This window comes from Flavobacterium sp. GSP27, assembly GCF_003970395.1.
Lineage (GTDB): Bacteria > Bacteroidota > Bacteroidia > Flavobacteriales > Flavobacteriaceae > Flavobacterium.
Genome location: NZ_RYDP01000006.1, coordinates 1 through 22,901 on the forward strand (window position 1 = coordinate 1; position 22,901 = coordinate 22,901).

At 35.7% G+C, this 22,901-nt stretch carries 14 protein-coding genes; 4 read left to right on the forward strand and 10 right to left on the reverse strand.

What is annotated here, in order from left to right; all coding sequences use genetic code 11:
- The first annotated feature begins 316 nt into the window (after positions 1-316).
- On the forward strand, positions 317-1,936 hold the full coding sequence (gene pafA, locus EKM05_RS06785) for an alkaline phosphatase PafA (protein WP_126554309.1): 1,620 nt from the start codon (positions 317-319) through the stop codon (positions 1,934-1,936).
- Positions 1,937-2,275: 339 nt separating this feature from the next.
- Here pafA and lysA read toward each other — a convergent pair whose 3' ends face one another.
- From lysA to gltB, 3 genes are all read right to left on the reverse strand, one after another.
- Positions 2,276-3,493, reverse strand: a complete 1,218-nt coding sequence (gene lysA / locus EKM05_RS06790) for a diaminopimelate decarboxylase (RefSeq protein WP_126460160.1) — start codon at positions 3,491-3,493, stop codon at positions 2,276-2,278.
- 169 nt (positions 3,494-3,662) lie between these two features.
- A complete protein-coding gene (locus EKM05_RS06795) occupies positions 3,663-5,117 on the reverse strand; it encodes a glutamate synthase subunit beta (protein ID WP_126554311.1) in 1,455 nt (484 codons plus the stop codon).
- A gap of 2 nt (positions 5,118-5,119) precedes the next feature.
- Positions 5,120-9,637, reverse strand: a complete 4,518-nt coding sequence (gene gltB / locus EKM05_RS06800; protein ID WP_126554313.1) for a glutamate synthase large subunit — start codon at positions 9,635-9,637, stop codon at positions 5,120-5,122.
- Between the two features lie 406 nt (positions 9,638-10,043).
- On the opposite strand from gltB, the gene sucC reads away from it, so the two are divergent.
- Complete coding sequence (gene sucC / locus EKM05_RS06805; protein WP_126460171.1) at positions 10,044-11,237, forward strand: ADP-forming succinate--CoA ligase subunit beta; 1,194 nt, start codon at positions 10,044-10,046, stop codon at positions 11,235-11,237.
- 160 nt (positions 11,238-11,397) lie between these two features.
- Positions 11,398-12,966: a YdiU family protein gene (locus EKM05_RS06810; RefSeq protein WP_199749580.1), complete on the forward strand. Its 1,569-nt coding sequence runs from the start codon at positions 11,398-11,400 to the stop codon at positions 12,964-12,966.
- 120 nt (positions 12,967-13,086) lie between these two features.
- Here the strand turns inward: EKM05_RS06810 and EKM05_RS06815 are convergent, their stop codons facing one another.
- From EKM05_RS06815 to EKM05_RS06835, 5 genes are all read right to left on the reverse strand, one after another.
- Positions 13,087-13,608: a hypothetical protein gene (locus EKM05_RS06815; RefSeq protein WP_126554317.1), complete on the reverse strand. Its 522-nt coding sequence runs from the start codon at positions 13,606-13,608 to the stop codon at positions 13,087-13,089.
- A gap of 105 nt (positions 13,609-13,713) precedes the next feature.
- On the reverse strand, positions 13,714-14,181 hold the full coding sequence (locus EKM05_RS06820; protein ID WP_126454659.1) for a DUF1456 family protein: 468 nt from the start codon (positions 14,179-14,181) through the stop codon (positions 13,714-13,716).
- 58 nt (positions 14,182-14,239) lie between these two features.
- Positions 14,240-15,271 (reverse strand): aminotransferase class I/II-fold pyridoxal phosphate-dependent enzyme, encoded by a 1,032-nt coding sequence (locus tag EKM05_RS06825; protein WP_126554319.1) that lies wholly within the window; start codon positions 15,269-15,271, stop codon positions 14,240-14,242.
- Positions 15,272-15,277: 6 nt separating this feature from the next.
- Complete coding sequence (locus EKM05_RS06830) at positions 15,278-16,288, reverse strand: dipeptide epimerase (RefSeq protein ID WP_126554321.1); 1,011 nt, start codon at positions 16,286-16,288, stop codon at positions 15,278-15,280.
- Between the two features lie 48 nt (positions 16,289-16,336).
- Positions 16,337-17,170 carry an alpha/beta hydrolase gene (locus EKM05_RS06835; protein WP_126454619.1) on the reverse strand — a complete coding sequence of 278 codons (834 nt, stop codon included), beginning with the start codon at positions 17,168-17,170 and terminating at the stop codon, positions 16,337-16,339.
- 56 nt (positions 17,171-17,226) lie between these two features.
- On the opposite strand from EKM05_RS06835, the gene EKM05_RS06840 reads away from it, so the two are divergent.
- Positions 17,227-17,628, forward strand: coding sequence for an excinuclease ABC subunit B (locus EKM05_RS06840; RefSeq protein ID WP_126454617.1), 402 nt, complete (start codon positions 17,227-17,229; stop codon positions 17,626-17,628).
- On the opposite strand, the gene uvrB is transcribed toward EKM05_RS06840, so the two are convergent.
- A complete protein-coding gene (gene uvrB / locus EKM05_RS06845) occupies positions 17,625-19,616 on the reverse strand; it encodes an excinuclease ABC subunit UvrB (RefSeq protein WP_126460190.1) in 1,992 nt (663 codons plus the stop codon). The two genes, EKM05_RS06840 and uvrB, sit on opposite strands and share 4 nt — an antisense overlap.
- Before the next feature lie 125 nt (positions 19,617-19,741).
- On the reverse strand, positions 19,742-22,798 hold the full coding sequence (locus EKM05_RS06850; RefSeq protein ID WP_126460193.1) for a TonB-dependent receptor domain-containing protein: 3,057 nt from the start codon (positions 22,796-22,798) through the stop codon (positions 19,742-19,744).
- Positions 22,799-22,901 lie beyond the last annotated feature (103 nt).

Consider the following 22,901-nt stretch of genomic DNA (forward strand, 5'->3'; position numbering starts at 1 on the left):
GTTCGTCGCCTTTCTTTATTTGAACCCCAGTCTGAAAAGACTGGGGTTCTTTTGTTTATAGATACCACGTGTTCGCCATGCGGGCTCGGTTCGTCGCCTTTCTTTGTTAATGTCCATTTCTATTATTATGGTGCAGTTTTTTTAACGAGATTTTTTTAATTAAATTAGTTTTTTAATAGTTTGAGAGTTTTATTGACTTGTTTTCATGCTACTAGGATTGTAATGGTTATGTTACCGTTAAATTTATCTGTAGATTTTCCATAGTTAAGTTTTTTCGAAATCAAAAATGTACTTTTGTAACATTAAAATTTTTATTATGAAAAAAATATTTTTGTTTTGTGTCTTTATTCTTATGTCAAATTTGCAAGCGCAACAAAGACCCAAATTAGTAGTTGGTATCGTTGTGGATCAAATGAAAATGGAATATTTATATCGTTTTTCGGATGATTTTTCATCAAATGGATTTAAAAGATTAATGGATAAGGGGTACACTTTTCATAACATGCATTATAATTTTGTACCCACCTATACTGCCCCTGGTCATGCCAGTATTTTTACTGGAGCTACACCATCTACTCATGGCATTGTAGGGAATGATTGGTTTAATAAAGCGACAGGAAAGGATTTGTATTGCACTGACGATGCCTCTGTGAAAACAGTTGGGGATGGTTTAGAAAATGAGGGGGCTATGTCTCCAAAAAACCTTTTAAGCACCACCATCACTGATGAGTTAAGAATGGCAACAAATTTTGAAGGCAAAGTAATCGGGTTGAGTATCAAAGATCGTGGTGCCATTTTACCAGCAGGTCACTTTGCCAATTGGGCTTTTTGGTACAGTAAAACAGGAGCCTTTATTTCAAGTACTTTTTATGGTTTAGCATTACCGGATTGGGTTACAGAATTCAATGAAGAAAAACGATATATGAATTATATCAATAGAGGCTGGGATTTATTTAAGCCGGTTGCTACTTATAATGAAAGTCTTGCAGATGATAATCCATATGAAGGGAAATTGGATAAAACTAAAAGACCTGTTTTTCCTTATGATTTGAAAGAAATTTTTAAAGAAAAAGGGGCTGATATTTTACGTTCTACTCCTTTTGGCAATGATATTTTAGCTGACTTGGCGATGAAAGCTATAGAAAATGAATCCCTCGGAAAAGATGATATAACAGATTTTTTGACTGTTAGTTTCTCTTCTACTGATTATGTTGGTCACACTTTTGGGCCTCGTTCTATGGAGTTGCAAGATACTTATTTACGTTTAGATGAGACTATTGCTCAGTTTTTAACCTACTTAGATAAAACGGTTGGAAAAGATAATTATTTGCTTTTTTTGACTGCTGATCATGCAGGCGCCGAAAATCCAAATTTTTTAAAAGATAATAAATACAATGTAAAAAATATACCTTCTAAAGATATTGTTGCAGCATTGAAAAAGTTTTCTAACGAAAGTTTCGGTGCTGATTTAGTTTTGGATTATTCTAATTTTAATCTGTTTTTTAATACAGAAATTATTAAGAATAAAGGATTGGATATGAATGTTGTAAAACAAAGTTTTAAGACGTTTTTGATGACACAGGAGCAAGTTAAAAGAGTGTATACTGAGGAAGAAATTTTAGCTTCTTCCGGAGATGATTATTTTTTGAGTTTTATTTCTAAGGGATATGATCCGAGACAAAATGGTGAAATTGTGGTGTTAGATAAGGCGGGTTACATGCAGTATCAAGCTACCGGAACTACGCACGGAACACTTAATAGCTATGATACTCATGTACCGTTGCTTTTTTATGGTTGGAAAGTTCCTAAAGGGGAGTTGCATGCTAAAAAGTATATTACGCAAATTGCTCCTACACTTTCACAAATGCTAAAAATTCCTTTTCCAAATGGTACGGAGTCTGAAGTGTTAGACACACTTTTAGATGACGATAAATAAACCTAAGTCGAGTTTAATAATAAAACGCCCGTCTTTACGATAAAGACGGGCGTTTTTTATTTTACAGGATTTTCAGAGTCTTGTTTAGGCTAAAATTTATTTTGTGCATTGCCTTCAAAAGTATTTAGTACAGTTGCGCCAATTGCAAATAAAGAGCCATTCTTGAAAAATTTCCGTCTATTCATTGTTTCTTTTTTTTGTAAGAATTCCAAATGTAAAGAAACTACTTCACGCAGTATGTTAAGGATTGATTATTTTTTTGGAATGAAACAGGTTTCAAATTGCTATGGGTTTAATAATAAAAAAATCCCATTTGCATGGACAAATGGGATTCCTATTTTAGACTGTCGCTGCTATGGGTAACGGAATCTGGTTTTTAAGTAAATCTTCAAAACTTTCGCGGGCACGGATTAAATGGCCTTCTCCATTTAGCCATAAAACCTCTGCAGGCTTGTATCTGGAGTTGTAATTTGATGCCATTGAGAAGCAGTAGGCTCCGGCGTTTCTAAAACATAAAATATCCCCTTCTTTGATTTCTGAAATCCTTCTGTTGTTTGCAAAAGTATCCGTTTCACAAATGTATCCTACTACGGAGTAAAAACGTTCTTTTCCTTTGGGGTTAGAGATGTTTTCGATATGATGTTGCGATCCGTACAACATTGGTCTGATAAGGTGATTAAAACCACTGTCTATTCCAGCAAAAACAGTCGAAGTGGTTTGTTTTACTACATTAACTTTAGCTAAAAAGAAGCCAGCCTCGCTAACTAAAAATTTGCCGGGCTCAAATATCAAGGTTAATTCTTTTCCATATTCAGTACAAAACGCATTGAATCTTTTGGATAGTTTTTTGCCTAATTCTTCGATGTCCGTTTCGATATCGTCTTTTTTATATGGCACTTTAAATCCACTTCCAAAGTCTAGGAATTCAAGATTTTTGAAGTTTTTAGCCGCATCAAATAATATTTCGGCAGCATATAAAAAGACTTCGATGTCTAAAATATCAGAACCAGTGTGCATGTGAATGCCTACAATATTCATTTTGGTGTTTTCTACAATACGAACAAGGTGTGGCAATTGATGAATCGAGATTCCAAATTTACTATCGATATGTCCTACAGAAATATTCGTATTTCCACCAGCCATTACGTGTGGATTGATTCGAATGCAAACAGGTACGTTAGGATGTTTAGTCCCAAATTGTTCTAATATTGATAAATTATCAATATTTATTTGAACTCCCATCGCGTTTACTTCTTCAATTTCTTCGAGAGAAACTCCGTTTGGAGTATAAAATATTTTTTCGGGTGCATAACCGGCATGAAGGCCTAATAGTACTTCTTGAATAGAAACGGTATCTAGACCAGCTCCCATATCCTTTAATAATTGGAGTATTGCAACATTTGACAATGCTTTCATGGCATAATTGATGCGTAACGTATCTACTTTAGAAAAAGCTTTAGTTAATCTATTGTATTGAGATTGTATTTTTTCGGCATCATAAACGTATATTGGACTGCCAAATTGTTCTGCTAATTGTAGTAAGTCTTTTGATTGCATGGTTATTAATTTTCAGCAAATTTATTACTCTTTATTTAGTCCTACAAGCTAATAACTGAATTCTAACAAATTATAACAAAAAGTTATAATTTGAACATCTATTGTTGATTTAAAAAAAAATAACCCTTGACAAATTTTTCTGTCAAGGGTTACAAAATGGTAGCAAGAATTATAAGTTGGGTAAATCACCATTTCCTTTGGTAGGTAAATTGGTATACCCCATCAAGTATTTATCAACTTCTCTGGCTGCCTCACGACCTTCAGATATTGCCCATACAATTAAAGATTGTCCTCTTCGCATGTCACCTGCAGTAAATATATGAGGAACATTCGTTTGATAATTTGTTGCTTTATAATTGCTTCTCATATCAGTTTCTAATCCTAATTGATCACTTAATGTTTTTTCAGGACCCGTAAATCCGAGTGCCAATAAAGCTAAATCACATGGCCAAATTTTTTCTGAACCTTCTTTTTCTATCAATTCAGGTCTTTGTCCCGCTGTCATTTTCCAAGCCACTTCAACGGTTTTTAAACCTACAAGTTGGCCGCTTTCATTAGAAATGAATTCTTTGGTATTGATCAACCAGTTTCTATTACACCCTTCTTCATGTGAAGAGGACGTTTTTAATTGCAATGGCCAAAACGGCCAAGGGGTAGTTTCACTTCTTCCAACGGGTGGTTTGGGTAAAATCTCAAAATTAGTCACTGATTTAGCTCCGTGTCTGTTTGATGTTCCCACACAATCAGAACCAGTATCTCCGCCACCTATAACGATCACATCCTTACCGGTAGCCATTATTTGACCTGGAATTACTTCACCATATAGTGATTTAGTTTGTTGTGTCAAGAAAGTCATTGCCTGCACCACTCCTTGACTTTCTATTCCTTTGGTAGGTAAACTTCTTCTTTCTGTGGCGCCACCGCATAATACGATTGAATCAAAAGCGTTCAATTCTTCAACACTATAGTTTACGCCAACATTTATATTCGTTTTAAAAGTGATTCCTTCAGCTTCTAAAACAGCAACACGTCTGTCGATAATTCCTTTTTCTAATTTGAAATTTGGAATTCCGTAACGTAGTAATCCACCAATGGCGTTGTCTCTTTCAAAAACGGTAACGGTGTGTCCTGCACGATTTAACTGTTGTGCTGCTGCTAATCCAGCAGGACCGGAGCCAATAACGGCGACTATTTTTCCTGTTCTAATTTCTGGTGGTTGTGGTTTGATCCAACCTTCAGCAAAACCTCTTTCGATAATATTTTTTTCAATATTTTCAATTGCTACTGGCTCACTTATAATTCCTAAAACACATGACTTTTCACATGGAGCGGGGCATAAACGACCCGTAAATTCAGGAAAATTATTGGTTGATTGTAATATTTTCAAGGCACCTTCCCATTCTTCCTGATGCACCATATCGTTAAAATCAGGAATTAAATTTCCCAACGGACAGGCGCTGTGGCAAAAAGGAATCCCACAATCCATGCACCTGGATCCTTGTTCTTTAATTTTATCTTTTTCTAACTGAATTGTAAACTCATTGTAATTTGATACACGCTCTTCAACTAGTACAGTGCTTTCATCTGTTCTATTATATTCTTTAAATCCTCCTATCTTTCCCATAACTATAGTGCTAGTAGTTCTTCAATTTTTTTTTCTTCGGCTAATCTTTCTAATGCCTTTTTGTAATCAGTAGGCATCACTTTGACAAAATGGTTGCGTTGGTTTTCCCAATCTTCTAAAATTCTTTTTGCAAGTGGACTATTGGTGTATAATGAATGATTTTTTATTAAACGTCTCAGTTTAGTAAAGTCATCATCTTCTAATGTTTCAAAAGCGACCATTTCCATATTACAAAGAGTAGCGTCGAATTTTTTATTTGGATCAAAAACATACGCAATGCCACCGCTCATTCCTGCTGCAAAATTTCTTCCTGTTTTGCCAAGGATCACCACTGTTCCACCTGTCATATACTCACATCCATGATCTCCAATTCCTTCAACAACAGCTGTTGCTCCCGAGTTTCGAACACAAAAACGTTCTCCCGCCATACCGTTAATATAGGCTTCGCCACTAATAGCGCCATACAGTGCTACATTACCAATAATGATGTTTTCTTCTGGTTTAAAAGTAGCAGTAGGAGGAACTTTAATAATTAATTTTGCACCAGAAAGTCCTTTTCCTAAATAATCATTACAGTTTCCATGTATTTTAAAGGACAAGCCATTAGTTGCAAAAGCACCAAAACTTTGACCTGCTGAACCTGTGAAATCTACCAATATGGTATCATCTGGTAATCCTTGTGCACCATATATTTTTGAAATTTCATTACTCAATATAGCGCCAACGGAACGATCTGTATTTTTAATATCAAATGTAACTCTCGTTTTCTCTTTCCTGTAAATGGATGGAATAGCGGCTTTTATGATGTCAAAGTCAAGCACGTGTTCTAGTGCGTGATCTTGTGTTGTAGTATTGTGGTTTGGAACCTCTTTTGCTTTTTCAGGTTTATACAAAATAGCCGATAAATCTAATCCGCTGGCTTTATAATGCTTGATGGCTTTATTGACATTTAATTTTTGAGATTGTCCCACCATTTCTTTTAAGGTCCTGTATCCAAGTTGTGCCATGATTTCTCTTAACTCCTCAGCAATAAAATACATAAAGTTAATAATATGTTCCGGTGTTCCTTTGAAATTTTTTCTCAGTTCTGGATCTTGTGTCGCAATACCTACGGGGCAGGTGTTCAAGTGACAGGCTCTCATCATAATACAACCGGATGCGACTAAAGGAGCAGTCGCAAATCCAAATTCTTCAGCTCCAAGTAAAGCTGCAATAGCTACATCACGTCCTGTTTTCAATTGTCCGTCACATTCTAATACGACACGGCTTCTTAAATCATTCAAGATTAAAGTCTGTTGCGCTTCGGCAAGGCCAAGTTCCCATGGAATACCGGTGTGTTGTAGTGAAGTTAATGGTGCAGCTCCAGTTCCTCCATCGTATCCTGAAATCAAAATCACATCGGCTTTTGCTTTGGCAACACCGGCAGCGATCGTTCCAACGCCCACTTCTGAAACTAATTTTACATTAATTCTGGCTTCACGATTGGCATTTTTTAGATCAAAAATTAATTGGGATAAATCTTCAATAGAGTAAATGTCATGGTGGGGTGGAGGCGAAATTAATCCAACATAAGGCGTAGAATTTCGTACTTCGGCAATCCAAGGCACTACTTTTTCGCCGGGTAATTGTCCACCTTCTCCGGGTTTTGCACCTTGAGCCATTTTTATTTGAATCTCTTTGGCATTGGTCAGATAATTAATAGAAACTCCAAATCTTCCGGAAGCGACTTGCTTGATAGCACTATTTCTTGAATCTCCATTTAAGTCTTTTTGGAATCGTTTTGGATCTTCTCCACCTTCTCCAGAGTTGCTTTTTCCACCAATTCTATTCATAGCAATTGCTAGATTTTCATGGGCTTCCTGACTGATTGAACCATAGGACATGGCTCCAGTTTTGAATTTTTTTACAATTTCGGTCCAAGGTTCGACTTCATCAATTGAAATAGGATCCAGATTATTGAACTCAAACAAACCTCTAATTGTCATTAGATTTTCACTTTGGTCATTAACCATATCAGAGTATTCCTTATAACTTTCAGGACTATTTAAACGTACCGCTTGTTGTAATTTAGAAATCGTTGTTGGATTAAACATGTGTTTTTCTCCTGATCTTCTCCATCTGTAAATTCCGCCAATTTCCAGAGGCAGTAAATTACTCACTTTCGAATTTGGAAAAGCTTTCTGGTATCTTTTTTTGATTTCTTTTTCGATTTCCATTAGACCAATTCCTTCAATTCTGGAAGGAGTGTAGGGAAAATATTTAGAAGTGAATGTTTTATTTAATCCCAAAATTTCAAATATCTGTGCTGCTCTGTACGAATGTAGCGTAGAGATACCAATTTTATTCATGATTTTCAGGATCCCTTTTGCAATCGCTTTATTATAGTTTTTAATGGCGTAATCTGCTTTAATACCAGTAATGAAACCTTCATTTACCTGGTTGTGAATAATTTCATTCACCATATAAGGATTGATTGCACTGGCACCATAACCAAATAATAAGGCAAAATGATGCGGCTCTCGTGGTTCTGCAGATTCAATGATGATTCCAAACTTAGAACGAGATTTCAGGATGTTCATCGAATGATGAATATAGGAACAAGCCAATAGCATTGGGATTGGAGCCATTTTTTCGCTTACTCCTCTATCCGAAATGATTACAATATTACACCCTTCAGAAACGGCTTTGAAAGTAGCTTGAACTGCTCTTTCTAAAGCGCGTTCTAAACCATTTACTCCTTTTTCGATGTCGTATAAAGTTGTAATTGTTACTGATTTGAAATCAGCATGATCAATATTTTTTACTTTATCTAAATCCTCATTTGAGATTACTGGATTTTGAATTTTTAGTTTCTTACAATGTTTTGGAACAATGTCAAATATGTTATAATCTCCCCCAATAGCCAGGCTAATATCAGTAATGATTTCTTCGCGAATACCATCTAATGGTGGATTGGTAACCTGAGCAAATAACTGTTTGAAATAGTTGTACAAAAGCTGTGGCTGATCTGACAAAACCGCTAAAGGAGTATCATTTCCCATAGAACTTAATGCCTCTGCCCCTTGGATTCCCATAGGATTTATGATGGTCTTTAAGTCTTCCAGTGTATATCCAAAGAGTCTTTGTCTGGTCTCAAAATCAATATTTTCTACAGGAATTTGATTATGAGTATACGGTATTTGAGATAATTGTACTAAATTTTCATCCAGCCATTGCTGATAAGGACGTTTTGTGACAATTGCATTTTTGATCTCGTCATCTTCTATAATCCGGCCTTCATTCATGTCCACGAGAAACATTTTTCCGGGTTCTAAACGACCATGTTGCACTACATCTTCGGGTTTAATATCAAGAACACCAATTTCTGAAGACATAATTACGAAACCACTTTTAGTCAATGTATAACGAGATGGACGCAATCCATTTCTATCTAACAAAGCACCAATAACATTACCATCAGTAAAAGGAATAGAGGCTGGGCCATCCCAAGGTTCCATGATGCAAGCATTGTATTCGTAAAAAGCTTTTTTATCGGCGGACATCGTCTGGTGTTTTTCCCACGCCTCAGGGACAACCATCATCATAGCTTCCGGCAAGGAGCGGCCCGTCATCAATAACAGTTCAATTACCATATCCATTGAAGCAGAATCTGATTTTCCTTCTAAAATGATTGGAAATAATTTTTTGATATCGTCACCAAAAACATCACTCTTCATCAATTCCTCACGAGCACGCATGCGACTAATATTACCACGTAGTGTATTGATCTCACCATTGTGGCACATGTAACGGAACGGTTGCGCTAATTCCCAAGATGGGAATGTGTTGGTAGAAAAACGTTGATGAACCAAAGCTAATCGGGTTACCAAATCGTCATCTAATAAATCCGTATAATACCTACTGATGTCTTCCGGCATCAATAATCCTTTATAGATGATTGTGGTGGTGGAACAACTGGAAAAATAGAACATGTGGCTTTCTGAAATCCTTGAATTTTGGATCGCATGTTCTGCAATTTTTCTCGCTGCAAATAATTTAGCATTAAATTGTTGTTCCGTTAGGTCTAAGCCTTTTTTACCCACAAACACTTGTTTCACGGTTGGTTCTTTCTCACCGGCAATTCGTCCCAAATTAGTGGCGTCAACCGGTACGTCTCTCCATCCTAATATTTCTAAATTTTGATCGCGTATCGAAGTTTCGAAAGTCGTTTTACAAAAAACAACTTGGTTTTTACTTTTGGGCATAAAGACCATTCCTACGGCATATTGTTTTGTCTCGGGGATTTCAAAATCACAAACTTTCTTAAAAAAATCATGAGGGATATCAAATAATATTCCCGCTCCATCTCCCGTTCTGCCATCTGAACTCACCGCACCTCGATGTTCTAATTTGATTAGAATATCCAATGCTTTGTGTATGATATCATTTGATTTGATTCCATTTAGATTACAAATGAATCCTGCTCCGCAATTGTCGTGTTCAAATTCGGGCAAATAAAGGCCTTGTTCTTTAACTTTCATGCTTAATATTTTTTATACAAAATTAAAGATTTAGTAACATATAATAGGTGTAAAAGTTAAAAACGGCTTGTTTTTACAGTTATAGTAGAAAAAGGTTAAATAAAACATAATAATAGGATTTTAACGCATTCGATTTGATTTTTCTACAACGAGAAAACCAAATAGAAGCCGATGGATTGATAGTTTTGAAAGAAATATTTTACTGATCATTTTGCTTTTGAATTTATAACAAATTTGGAGTTAATCTTTATATTTTTTTATTTTGAAAGGAGTTGTAGTTTCGTTTGGACTATTGAAATTTAGACACCATTTAAATCAAAAAAAAAATAACAGTTACGTTTAATTTTGCTATTTTTGTGGCACTTTTATTCTGGAATAAATTCAGAATCCAGACAAATTCTATATTATGAACATACACGAATATCAAGGAAAAGAGATTTTAGCTAGTTACGGGGTTCGCATTCAACGCGGAATCGTTGCTAATAGTCCAGTAGAAGCGGTTGCTGCTGCTAAACAATTAACTACCGAAACTGGTACAAGTTGGTATGTTGTAAAAGCCCAAGTTCATGCAGGTGGACGCGGAAAAGGTGGTGGAGTTAAACTAGCAAAAAACTTACAACAAGTAGAAGAAATTGCAGAACAAATCATCGGGATGCAATTGATTACACCTCAAACTTCTGCGGAAGGTAAGAAAGTACATAAAGTTTTAATCGCTGAAGATGTTTATTATCCTGGTGAAAGTGAAACTTCTGAGTTTTATGTTTCTGTTTTATTGAATAGAGCTACAGGTCGTAACATGATTATGTATTCTACTGAAGGTGGAATGGATATTGAAGAAGTTGCGGAGCACACCCCACATTTAATTTTTACCGAAGAAGTGGATCCTTCTGTTGGACTGCAAGGTTTTCAAGCCAGAAGAATTGCTTTTAACTTAGGTCTTTCTGGAAATGCTTTCAAAGAAATGGTTAAATTCATCGATTCTTTGTACAATGCGTACATAGGTTCTGATGCGTCGATGTTTGAAATCAATCCGGTTTTGAAAACATCTGACAATAAAATTATGGCTGTAGATGCTAAAGTAAATATCGATGATAATGCTTTATACAGACAAAAGAAATATGCTGATATGCGTGACGTTCGTGAGGAAAACCCAATCGAAGTGGAAGCAAAAGAAGTAGGTTTGAACTATGTAGATCTTGACGGTACAGTAGGATGTATGGTGAACGGAGCTGGATTAGCGATGGCAACTATGGATTTAATTAAATATGCTGGTTTTGAACCTGCTAATTTCCTTGACGTAGGTGGAACTGCTGATGCAAAACGTGTTGAAACTGCTTTCCGTATTATCTTAAAAGATCCAAATGTAAAAGCTATTTTGATTAATATTTTTGGTGGAATCGTTCGTTGTGACCGTGTGGCGCAAGGAGTTGTTGATGCATACAAAAATATGGGAGATGCCATTAAAGTGCCTATCATTGTTCGTTTACAAGGTACCAATGCAGCTATTGCAAAAGAATTAATTGATAATTCAGGAATGCCAATTTTATCTGCTGTTGAATTTCAAGAGGCTGCAGATCAAGTAAAAGCTGCACTTTCTTAATTAGAAAATTGTTATAAATTTGAAATCCTGTTTGCTGCGGCAAACAGGATTTTTTTTGGATTAATTTTTAATTATTTTGACCGAACAAATCATAATAATAATCGAAAGTGCAAAGTTTTCTGGCTTATAACAATTATCTTTGTTTTTAATGTTTTTTAGTATTATGAAACTCCACATAAAAAATAATTTCACTTCTGAATTGCCTGCTGACCCCATTGAAATCAATACACCAAGACAGGTTCAGCAATCGGCATATTCGTATGTGTTGCCCAAAAAACCATCCAACCCATCACTAATTCATGCTTCTAATGAAGTGGCTCATGCCATTGGCATTTCTGATGAAGACCTACTTTCAGCTGATTTTTTGCACATTTTTTCAGGAAGCACCGTTTATCCGGAAACAAATCCTTTTGCCTTGTGTTATGCCGGACATCAATTTGGGAATTGGGCCGGACAATTGGGAGATGGTCGCGCCATCAATCTCACCGAAGTTATTCATGAAAATAAGATATATACTTTACAACTAAAAGGAGCAGGTCCAACTCCATATTCCAGAACTGCAGATGGTTTTGCGGTATTGCGTTCTTCCATACGGGAACATTTATGCGCTGAAGCCATGCATTATTTAGGTGTTCCCACAACACGTTCGCTATCGCTTATGCTTTCTGGTGATCAGGTATTGCGCGATGTAATGTATAATGGAAATCCTGCCTATGAAAAAGGCGCTATCGTTTGCAGAGTGGCTCCGTCATTTATCCGTTTTGGTAGTTTCGAAATGTTTGCTTCTCGAGAAGATTATGTTAATCTCAAATTACTGGCTGATTTTACGATCAAACATCATTTTCCTCACATTCAAGGGGAAGGTATCGAAAAATATCTCGCCTTTTTTCAGGAAGTAACCCGAACTACACTTAAAATGATTGTACACTGGCAACGCGTTGGTTTCGTTCATGGCGTTATGAATACTGATAATATGTCTATTCACGGGATCACGATTGATTATGGGCCTTACGGTTGGTTGGAAGATTATAATTCCGGCTGGACACCTAATACAACGGACAGTCAACATAAAAGATACCGTTTTGGCAATCAACCTGAAATTGCACTCTGGAATTTGTATCAATTGGCGAATGCGTTGTATCCTTTGATTAAAGATGCAAAACCACTTGAAACTATTTTGGACGCTTTTAGTACGGAATACGAAAAGGAGTATTTGGATATGATGCGAAATAAACTCGGTTTCCAAATTAAAAAAGAATCCGATATTGTTTTGATTCAGAGTTTGACCCAATTGCTGGAACGGGTAGAAACAGATATGACGATTTTCTTTAGAAATCTGAGTGATGTTACTAAAGCTGATCTTGCAATTACCGCTTTCGGTTCAATAAATGACGCTTTTTACAATGAAAATGATTTAAATGAAACGGTCTTGAAAGATTGGTACGATTGGTTGGAGAAATACAGTATTCGAATCAATGAAGAAATACTTTTGGATACAGAAAGAAAAAATCAAATGAATGCCGTGAACCCAAAATATGTATTGCGGAATTATATGGCACAATTGTGTATTGATGACGCGGATAAAGGAGATTATTCGTTGCTAAACGAATTATTCGAAATGCTTAAAAAGCCGTATGATGAACAACCAAATTTTCAAAAGTGGTTTGCCAAAAGACCCGATTGGGCCAGAGATAAAGTGGGGTGTTCTATGTTAAGCTGTAGTTCTTAAAATGGTTTAAAAAATATTAAATTAGTTCTGTCCGTTCGTTGCATCAAGCTACATTTTATGAATAAAATTAATTACATTGGTATTCACAAAGCACAGTCATTTAATATTTTTTTTTAAAATCTATTTAACACCAATTATCTCTTGACCTCTTATTAAAATATTATTTTTATTATCTAAATTTTCTTTGGTTTTTCCCAAAATGTTTATAATGTCAAATTTGGTGTCACTTTTTCTTAGATTGTAATGTGCTTCTGTATTGGTGACTTCAACTTCTAAAATATAGTTTCGGTCTAATTTGAAAGTCTCAATATTGTCTTTTATTAGTGTTCCGTTTACCATATAAATGACATCATTACTTTTGATTTTTGTGAATTCAGATTTAATTTGGTCTAAACCTATAAAATCATATTTCTTGGGGTTTTTAGAAGCAATATAAAGTTGGCCATGATACAAAACAGCATTTATTGTAGTGTCTTTTTTGATTACATTCACAGATTCAATTTCATTTGGGTCAAAATATTCCATCATATTTACAGGCATTAAAATTGAATCAAAAAACATAGCTGCATCTGGATTTTTAGTGTTTTGTCCAAAAAATAATGTTGTAATAAATAATATAGAAAAGGTTAGGAGCTGTTTCATTTTGATGACGTAAATTCATTAAGATGAACTAAATATACAAAAAATCCTGAATTCTCGTTCAGGATTTTATAATTTAATATAGTAGAGGATATAAATCTTTACTACTTATGATTTTTTATTTTTTCCGAAATTAAATTTCACTTTCTCCACTATTTGGACTTTTGAATTTCCTTTTGGATACTGTTTTTTAGAAGTGTTTTTTGTAGCAGGTCTTGATTTTGAAGGTGCTTCATCACCTCTTGATTTTTCTTCGTCTCTTGGTTTTGCCTTAAACTCGGGTCTATCTTTAGCTCCTTCTTTTGCAGGAATTTGAGCTTTGTGCTTGGCTAAAACATCATTTGGGTTTTTTGGATTTTCTTTGGTTCCACGCAAGTGAATAACCAATGCATTTAGAAAATTACGCAACACCTGATCACCACATTCTATGTAATTTTCATGTTTTTCATCGCGAAAAAATGCACCCAATTCGGATTTAGTGATTCTAAAATCTACCAATTCCAATATTTCAACTATTTGATCGTCACGCAGCATTAAAGCGACGCGAAGTTTTTTAAAGATATCGTTGTTTGTCATCATATTCTAATTTTTTACAAAGGTACGGTTTAAAAGCAATTGCAACACAATTTTAGATTTAGAATTGGTTGCAATTCAAAATCTGAATTAGAGTATCTAAATCTTCTTTCCTATGATTGGCAGTAATTACAATTCTATTTAAATTCTGAGTATCTGTCAAGTATTTAAAATTGGTCACTATGATCTTATTTGCAGTCAAAATTTCAGTAAGTCCAATGATTTCCGGATAAATAAGCGGATACTTAGGGTCAAAATGAATGGTTTTGTTTTTAATTAAATGAGCATCTATATACTGAATGTTTTCTTTTAGTTTTTGATGCTGTTGCAAATAAATTGCTGCTGCATCTGCCATAGTTTGTACAAATGCGGCATTCATTCCGGCACTGGAAATATAAGTATCGTAAGTTTTTATCTGATTAATAAATTCAGAATCACTGGCAATTACGCCACCCGTTAATCCAAAGGCTTTCCCTAAAGAGGCCACCATGATTTTTCTTTTGATGTTAGGAAGATTTATGGTCGAATAAATTCCGCAACCATTTGTTCCCAAAATTCCAAGCGAATGCGATTCGTCAATAACCAAAGTGATTTCTTTATTGGACGGAATCGAATTTAAAATCGAAAGATCGATTGGTCTTATCTGAAAGGATGGAACAGAATCCGTTAGAATCGTAATTTTTTCAGTTGCGGTATCTAGTAAACGAGGATTTAATTCATTTTCAGTAAAAACAGGTAAGCTGTTAGGAGCTTTGATGGCGGCGTGTGTGCCTGGAAAATGAAAAAAACAATTGGTTTGCGACTCGAGTATTTCAATAACTATTTTCCCTGCCAGCATACCGGATGAAAGAGTAAGTGCAGCATCTGCTTTGATAAAATGGGCTATAAAGCGTTCTCCGTTTTCGTAGGCAGTCAGTTGAATATTGGCACTTCTGGAACTTCCGTACGCCGTTCCCCATTGCAAAATATTTTTGATAATTAAGTTTTGAAATTCGGAATGTGTAGGCAAACCCAAATAAGCTGTTCCGCCAAAATAAAGATATTCTTCATTTTCTACTTCAATTATTCGATCTGGAAATTGATTGACTTTCATTTAAAACTACATTAAAGTTACACCGGTTCCGTTCAAGTCAGAATAGCTTATTTTGCCGAAATCAATGGTAATACCTGTGGCAATATCCTCGGATAATAATAGTGCGCCATCCATATCTACATAATCCAGTTGCGGTAATAAATGCGCAATTGCGGATATTCCAACTGTTGATTCGGTCATGCAGCCCACCATGGTTTTTAACCCTAATTTCTTGGCTTCCTGAATCATTCGTCTTCCGGGAGTTAGTCCGCCACATTTTACTAATTTGACATTTATCCCATGAAAATGATTGTGACATTTGGCTACATCTTCTTCTATAATACAACTTTCGTCGGCTATAATTGGTAAAACAGAATGTTTGAAAACTTCCTTGTGTTCTTCCCAATTGTTTGCCTTCATGGGTTGTTCTAAAAACTCGACACCTAATTTTTTTAGTTCAACGGCATTGTTTATGGTTTCTGCTACACCCCAGCCGCAGTTGGCATCAATTCTAAAAACAGCGTCAGTATGTTTCCTAAGTTCAGTAACAATGGCAATATCTTCCTTTGTACCTAATTTTATTTTATAAATTGGCCAAGGTAATTCTTTCATTTTAGCCACCATTTTTTCTATCGATGCAATTCCTATTGTGTAATCTGTCAATGGATTTTTATCGGTAGTGTAATTCCACAATTGGTACAGTTTTTTTTCTTTTTTACGAGCATACAAATCCGTAAAGGCCATATCCAAAGCGCATAAGGCAAACATATTGTTTTTTAAATACGGATGAATCGCAGCCCAAAATTCTTCAGGGGTTTCATTTGTTTTAGTTTCAATTACAGATCGAATTTTTTCCAAGTCCTGCATCATCACCGGAACAGTTGTCTTGTAGTACGGATTAGAAGTTGCCTCGCCAAAACCTGAATAACCATCACTTTGTAATTCCACAATCAAAGAAGGCTGAAAGTCTATAGATTCTCTCGAAATCGTGAATGTATGTTTCAGTTTAAGGTTGTATGCTCTTAAGATTAGTTCCATAAGGAATGTGATTTTAATGTTTGTTGTGTTTACTTGCAGCAGAATAATTTAGTAACCAAGCCATAAAACAGCTTTTACAAAACCATCACGCCATAATTTTTCATTGTGTTGTCCGCCTTTTACAATTTTCTTTTCATTCAAATTAAGGCAGGAACATCTATTGGAATTCAGTAAATATTCCATTTTATTCAAATCGGTCACCATATCTTCACTTTCATTGTCTCCACATAGAAAATAGATTTTAGACTTTATTTTTTTAGACTTTTCAGTCAGATCATAAATATCTTTGGTAAACCAAAAGGAAGGGGAAAATACTCCCGCTTTTCCAAATATCTCTGGGTATTTTAAAACAGCGTAATACGAAGTAAGACCGCCAAGGGAACTTCCCATGATGATAGTGTTTTTCTTGTCGGTTTTGGTTCTGAACGTTTTATCGATGTGCGGTTTTAAGGTTTTTACGATAAATTCTAAATAACGGTCTGCTTTTCCTCCTCCATATTTCTCGTTTTTAAAAGGCGTCAGTTCATCAATGCGTTTTTCATTTCCATGTTCAACTCCTATAACAATAACGGGTGCTTTTAGGCTATCCAATTTTTCGTCTATATTCCATTCACCTGAATAAGAAGTTGTAGCGTCAAATAAATTTTGAGCATCATGCATGTAAATTACGGATAATTTTCTTTTGGATGTGGCATAATTTTGGGGTAAATACACCCAAATTTTCTTTGTCGATTGAAGCTGTGGAGCCTCGATAGTAAAAGTGGAAACTTGTTTTGATGCCGTACGCTGCTTCGAAGTTCTAACTGAAGGTCTTGGCTCTTGAGCGTTGATTTCTGGTATCAAAAAAAGGATAAACAGCAATAATAGGTATCGTTGAATCATTAGTTCGTTTTGTAATTCAATTTAAAAACAATATTTTAGCTAAAAATAATAATTTGATGGATACATTCGAAGAAAAGAGAAGTTTACTTTTGGAGATGATTGCTTTTTCTACAGTTGATGGTCATTTACACAAGAAAGAATATGATTTTTTGTTTATTGTAGCCAATGAATTGAATATAGAAAAAGGAGGTTTCAATGATTTGTTTCATTTAGAATTGCCACAGTTGCCCATTAAATCCGAATTTCAGCGGATACAGCAATTTTATAGATTGGCTTTACTGATGCATAGCGACGGAATTTTGCACAAGAAAGAAGCTGTTAACATCCAACAAATAGCAATTGAAATGGGACTTAATCCTGCTGCAACAAAACGAATTCTGAAGCTGATGGATGAAGCGCCAAACGCAATTATTAATTCTGAAGTCTTATTGACTGTTTTTCAAGAGCAACATAATTAAGTTAATTGTTGCTGCAATCTCTTGATGTCATCCCGTAATTTTGCCGCCTGCATAAAGTCCAGATCTTTTGCGGCTTTTTCCATCGATTTCCGTTTTTCCCGGATAAGTTTCTCGATTTCCGTTTTTGATAGATATGTAGTTTCCGGTTCTGCTGCGGCATTCAAAGTGAGACCCAATTCATAGTCTACCAAAGGATTTTTGGTAAATGCACTTTCTATTTTTTTGTTTAATGCCTGTGGTGTCTGATTGTTTTCAGTGTTATAATTGATTTGTTTGGTTCTGCGATAATTTGTTTCATCAATGGTTTTTTGCATGCTGGCGGTTATTTTATCCGCATACATAATTGCTTTACCGTTCAGGTTTCTTGCTGCGCGACCAATTGTTTGCGTAAGTGAGCGGTGACTTCGTAAAAAACCTTCTTTGTCTGCATCTAAAATGGCCACCAAAGAAACTTCCGGTAAATCCAGACCTTCACGAAGTAAATTGACACCAATTAATACATCAAAAATTCCTTTTCGTAAATCTTGCATGATTTCTATTCGTTCCAAAGTGTCGACTTCAGAATGAATATAGCGACAGCGAATATTGACTTTCGTTAAATATTTTGCGAGTTCTTCTGCCATTCTTTTGGTTAAAGTTGTCACTAAAACGCGTTCGTCAATTTCTGCCCGAACCTGAATTTCTTCGATTAAATCATCAATCTGGTTTAAACTTGGTCGGATTTCGATAATGGGATCCAATAATCCTGTCGGACGAATTACCTGTTCCACAACGACACCTTCCGTTTTTTGCAATTCATAATCAGCAGGTGTTGCTGAAACATAAATTACCTGATTTTGCATGGCTTCAAATTCTTCAAACTTCAAAGGGCGATTGTCCATTGCTGCAGGAAGTCGGAAACCATATTCCACTAAGTTCTCTTTTCGGCTTCTATCCCCGCCATACATAGCACTGACTTGTGAAAGTGTTACGTGACTTTCATCAACAACCATTAAGAAGTCACTTGGAAAATAATCCAGCAGGCAAAAAGGTCTTGTTCCAGGTAAACGACCATCCAGATAACGAGAATAATTTTCAATTCCGGAGCAATAACCCAGTTCCCGAATCATTTCCAAATCAAAATTGGTACGTTCTTCCAGTCGTTTAGCTTCCAGATGTTTTCCAATTTCCTTAAAATAATCGACTTGTTTTACTAAATCCTGTTGGATTTCCCAAATCGCACCTTGTAAAACATCCGGTGAAGTCACGAACATATTGGCCGGATAAATCGTCAGTTTATCAAATTTTTCAAGTACTTGAGAGTTCTTGGTGTCAAAACTTTCGATTTCCTCGATTTCATCACCAAAGAAATGGATTCGGTAGGCTTCGTCAGCATAACTAGGATACACATCAACGGTGTCTCCTTTTATTCTAAAACTTCCAGGATTAAAGTCGGCTTCCGTTCTGGAATATAAACTTTGCACCAGTTGATGTAATAATTTGGTGCGGGAAATAATTTGTCCTTTCTCAATTGGTATCAAGTTTTTCTGAAATTCGACAGGATTTCCAATACCGTACAAACACGAAACGGAGGCCACAACTAAAATGTCTCTTCGTCCAGAAAGCAAGGATGCAGTGGTTGACATTCGCATTTTTTCCAGTTCTTCATTGATGGATAAATCCTTTTCGATGAAAACGCCGGTTACAGGCATAAAAGCTTCGGGTTGGTAATAATCGTAATAGGAAACGAAATATTCCACGGCATTGTTCGGGAAGAATTGCTTGAATTCCGAGTATAATTGTGCCGCCAACGTTTTGTTGTGTGCCAAAACCAAAGTGGGTCTTTGTACTTCCTGAATTACATTGGCTACCGTAAATGTTTTTCCGGATCCGGTAACACCCAATAAAGTTTGGAATTTATCACCATCAATAATCCCCTGAACTAATTTGTCAATCGCTTGTGGTTGGTCGCCTTTGGGCTGGTAATCGGATACTACTTGAAAATTCATTGGTGTTAAGTGGCAAAGTTTTAGAGCTGTAAAGATACAAGTTTGGATTCTTTTTTTTACCAAAGGATGAGCCAAAAAAAAACCATTCGCGTGGGCGAATGGTTTTTAGTGTAAAACAGGGAGTTCTAGAAACTCAAGCTTAATCGAGCGAAAAGAAATCTTCCGTTTTGACCAAATTGAGAGGTGTTTCTTGAATATGCAAATTGATTTGCATTTGACAAGTCAATTGTTGTTGCATTGGCAGCATAAGTTACATTGCCATTTGTGTCAACACCATTTGCTCTTTTTGCAGTTTGTGTACCAAGATTTACATCAGGATAGATATCAAAAATATTGTTAGCCCCAATTACAACTTTTGTAGTTTCCGTAATTTTGAAACCAACAGATAAATCAGTGATTATTTTTGCGCCCCAGATTGGATGCTCAATTTCGACTGCTAGACCATTTATTATTGCTCCTTCAACTCTTCCATCTCCATTTACATCAGCCGTATTTGGATCAGTAACCTGGCCGAAGTAAACATTTCTCAAAAAGAAATCGAATTTTTTATAAGTAAAGGAGTTGGTTAAATTTCCTTTAACTCTTGGAATGGCTTCTTCTAGATAGACTCTGCTCATTTCAGAAAAATAGCGGTTGATTTGACCATTAGCAACTAAAGTAGGTGAACCTTTAATCGCGCCCACTTGTCTTGTTTGAGAAAAAGTAGTAGCTAAATCAGATTTGATTACTATAGCTCCTAAATTTAGCTTATGTGTTATAATGATATCAATTCCTTTAGACTCTGTACTAATAGCATTGGCAAAAAAGGTTGCCGCATTTGCTCCAGCGAGATCAAATTGTAATTGAAGCTCTCTCTGTGGCGTTCCGTCAGCAAACGTTCCCGATGGACGAGAAAATTGATCCGTCAAAGTTACTCTGTCATCTATTCTTACAATATAAGCATCGGCAGTCAAAGTAATGTTTCCTTCTGGAATCTTAGCGGTAAAACCAATACTGGCACTTTTAGATTCTTCTTGTTTCAATTGTGGGATTCCAAGGGCTTGTGCTGCCGGGGAATCATTACTAAATGTGCTTACTTCAAATGGTACACCACCAACAAATTGAGTCGCTGTAGCATTAAAATTGATTTGATGTAAAGAAGGAGCGCGAAAACCTGTGGAAACAGCACCACGCAAATTAATGTTGTCTGTTAGTTTATAACGACTGGCAACTTTAAAATTAGTAGTGTTTCCGAAATCAGAATAGTTTTCAAAACGAACGGCTCCGTTCAATAACCATTTTTCTGTAACATCATATTCAAGATCTCCATAAATAGCGGTACTGTTACGACCTTTGTCAATAGCATTTGTTGGCCTGAAACCCGGAAATACTTGGGAGCCATTCCCTCTAATAGATCCAAAGAAATCAGTTACGATCAGATTAGCGGGGGTTACTCCTGGTAAAGCGACATCACCATTTATATCATATAAATTATATGATTCTGGTTGTCCTGCACTAATACTATAGTTTTCATTTCGGTATTCAGCTCCAAAAGCAACGTTCAAATCACCAAATTTTCGGTTCATGTCGAAATTGGTTGTGTTTTGGCTAAAGGCTAATCCACCAGCGTCAAATTCAGTAGGAGAGTTTTCTCTCATGGAAGAATTGACGGTATTTTCAACGCCATAATCAAATGCATTTCTTCCAAAAGTATTGCTTAAGTCAAAATTCCAATTTTCGAAAATTATACCTCTAAGACCCGCTGCTGCTGAGATATCGTTGATTGTTGAATGTATTTCTGGTAAAAAACCATTTGGATACAAACCGGTATACGATCTAGATTGATTTGGTCTTCTGTAAAAACCGGCGGCTTCACCAGTTCTGTTGCTGTTTCCTCCAAAAGCATACAATTCTAATTTATCAGTTAAAGGATAGGCAGCATTTACAAAGAATTGTGAGCTTTGAAGTGATGATTGACCTACTCGCATATTAAAATCATTTCGTACTAAACCTCTAGCACCAAGTTCCTCCGAAGTTACGTCAACTCCTAATAAAGCTCTCATCCCGGATAAATTTCCATTCGATGCGGCAGTTTGAATAGCAGTTTTTGTTGTTGCATCAAAATAACTTACTTGTTGCGCATACGTATTAATTGTGTTCAGCAAACCGTTATAAAAACCAGGGGTAGTGTTTAACGTATTCGCATACAAACTATTAATGTTAATACCTGCTATTCTAGCTCTTTCTTCAACAGCATTGTATCGGTTAAATAAATTTCCTTTAACTTCTTTAGCACGACTTGTTTGACCTCGCAATTGAGCACTTGCCGTAATATTAATGAAACTTTTTTCCTTTCCTAAATTTGTTCCGTAGTTCAAGTCAATTTGAATGTTGTTTCCATCATTTCCACCGGTATGGTCGTTAGCATTTTTAGAAAAATGACTTCCTCCAAAAAGGTTTATTTCTAATTTTTTAGTATCTTTTTTCATGTTGATGTTGATTACACCAGCAATAGCATCTGAGCCATATTGAGCTGAAGCTCCATCTCTTAATACCTCAATTTTTTCGATAGCAAAAGCGGGAATGGAATTCAAGTCGGTACCTACAGCTCCTCTACCAGGTGATCCATTAATATTTACCAAAGAAGAAGTGTGTCTTCTTTTTCCGTTTATTAAAACCAATACTTGGTCTGGTCCTAAACCTCTTAATTGTGCAGGGTCAATGTGATCCGTTCCATCAGCTACAGTGGTTGTATTTGAGGTAAATGATGGCGCAACCATATTTAAAATCTGATTCAAATTCGTTTGAGCACCTTGTGAAGCGATCTCTTTCATAGAAATAACATCAATAGGTACTGCAGATTCCGTTACGGTTCTTGTAGGATTACGGGAGCCCATTATAACTATATTTTGTAATGTTTCGCCACTTCCCGTTAAAGTAATGTTTAGTGTACTTCCTGTGATTTTAACTGATTTTGTTTCTAAACCTACATAGGAGAATTGTAAAATATCTCCAATTTTTGCAGTAATGGTGTATTTACCATCTATATCTGAAGTAGTGCCCTTTGCAATTCCTTTGATCATAATGGTTGTTCCAGGTAAGGTGGCGTTGGAGTCGTCAGTAACAACACCGGAGACTCTAATTTCTTGGGCAGTTATTACTGCTGAAAAAATTAAAGTTAGAATAAAGAAAAGTTTTTTCATTTTTGGTAATTTAATGTTAGAACCGTAAAAATACTACTTAAATGGCGTTAATTAGAATAAAAACAATCAAGATATTTGTTAAATGGCAAATAATTATTATTTA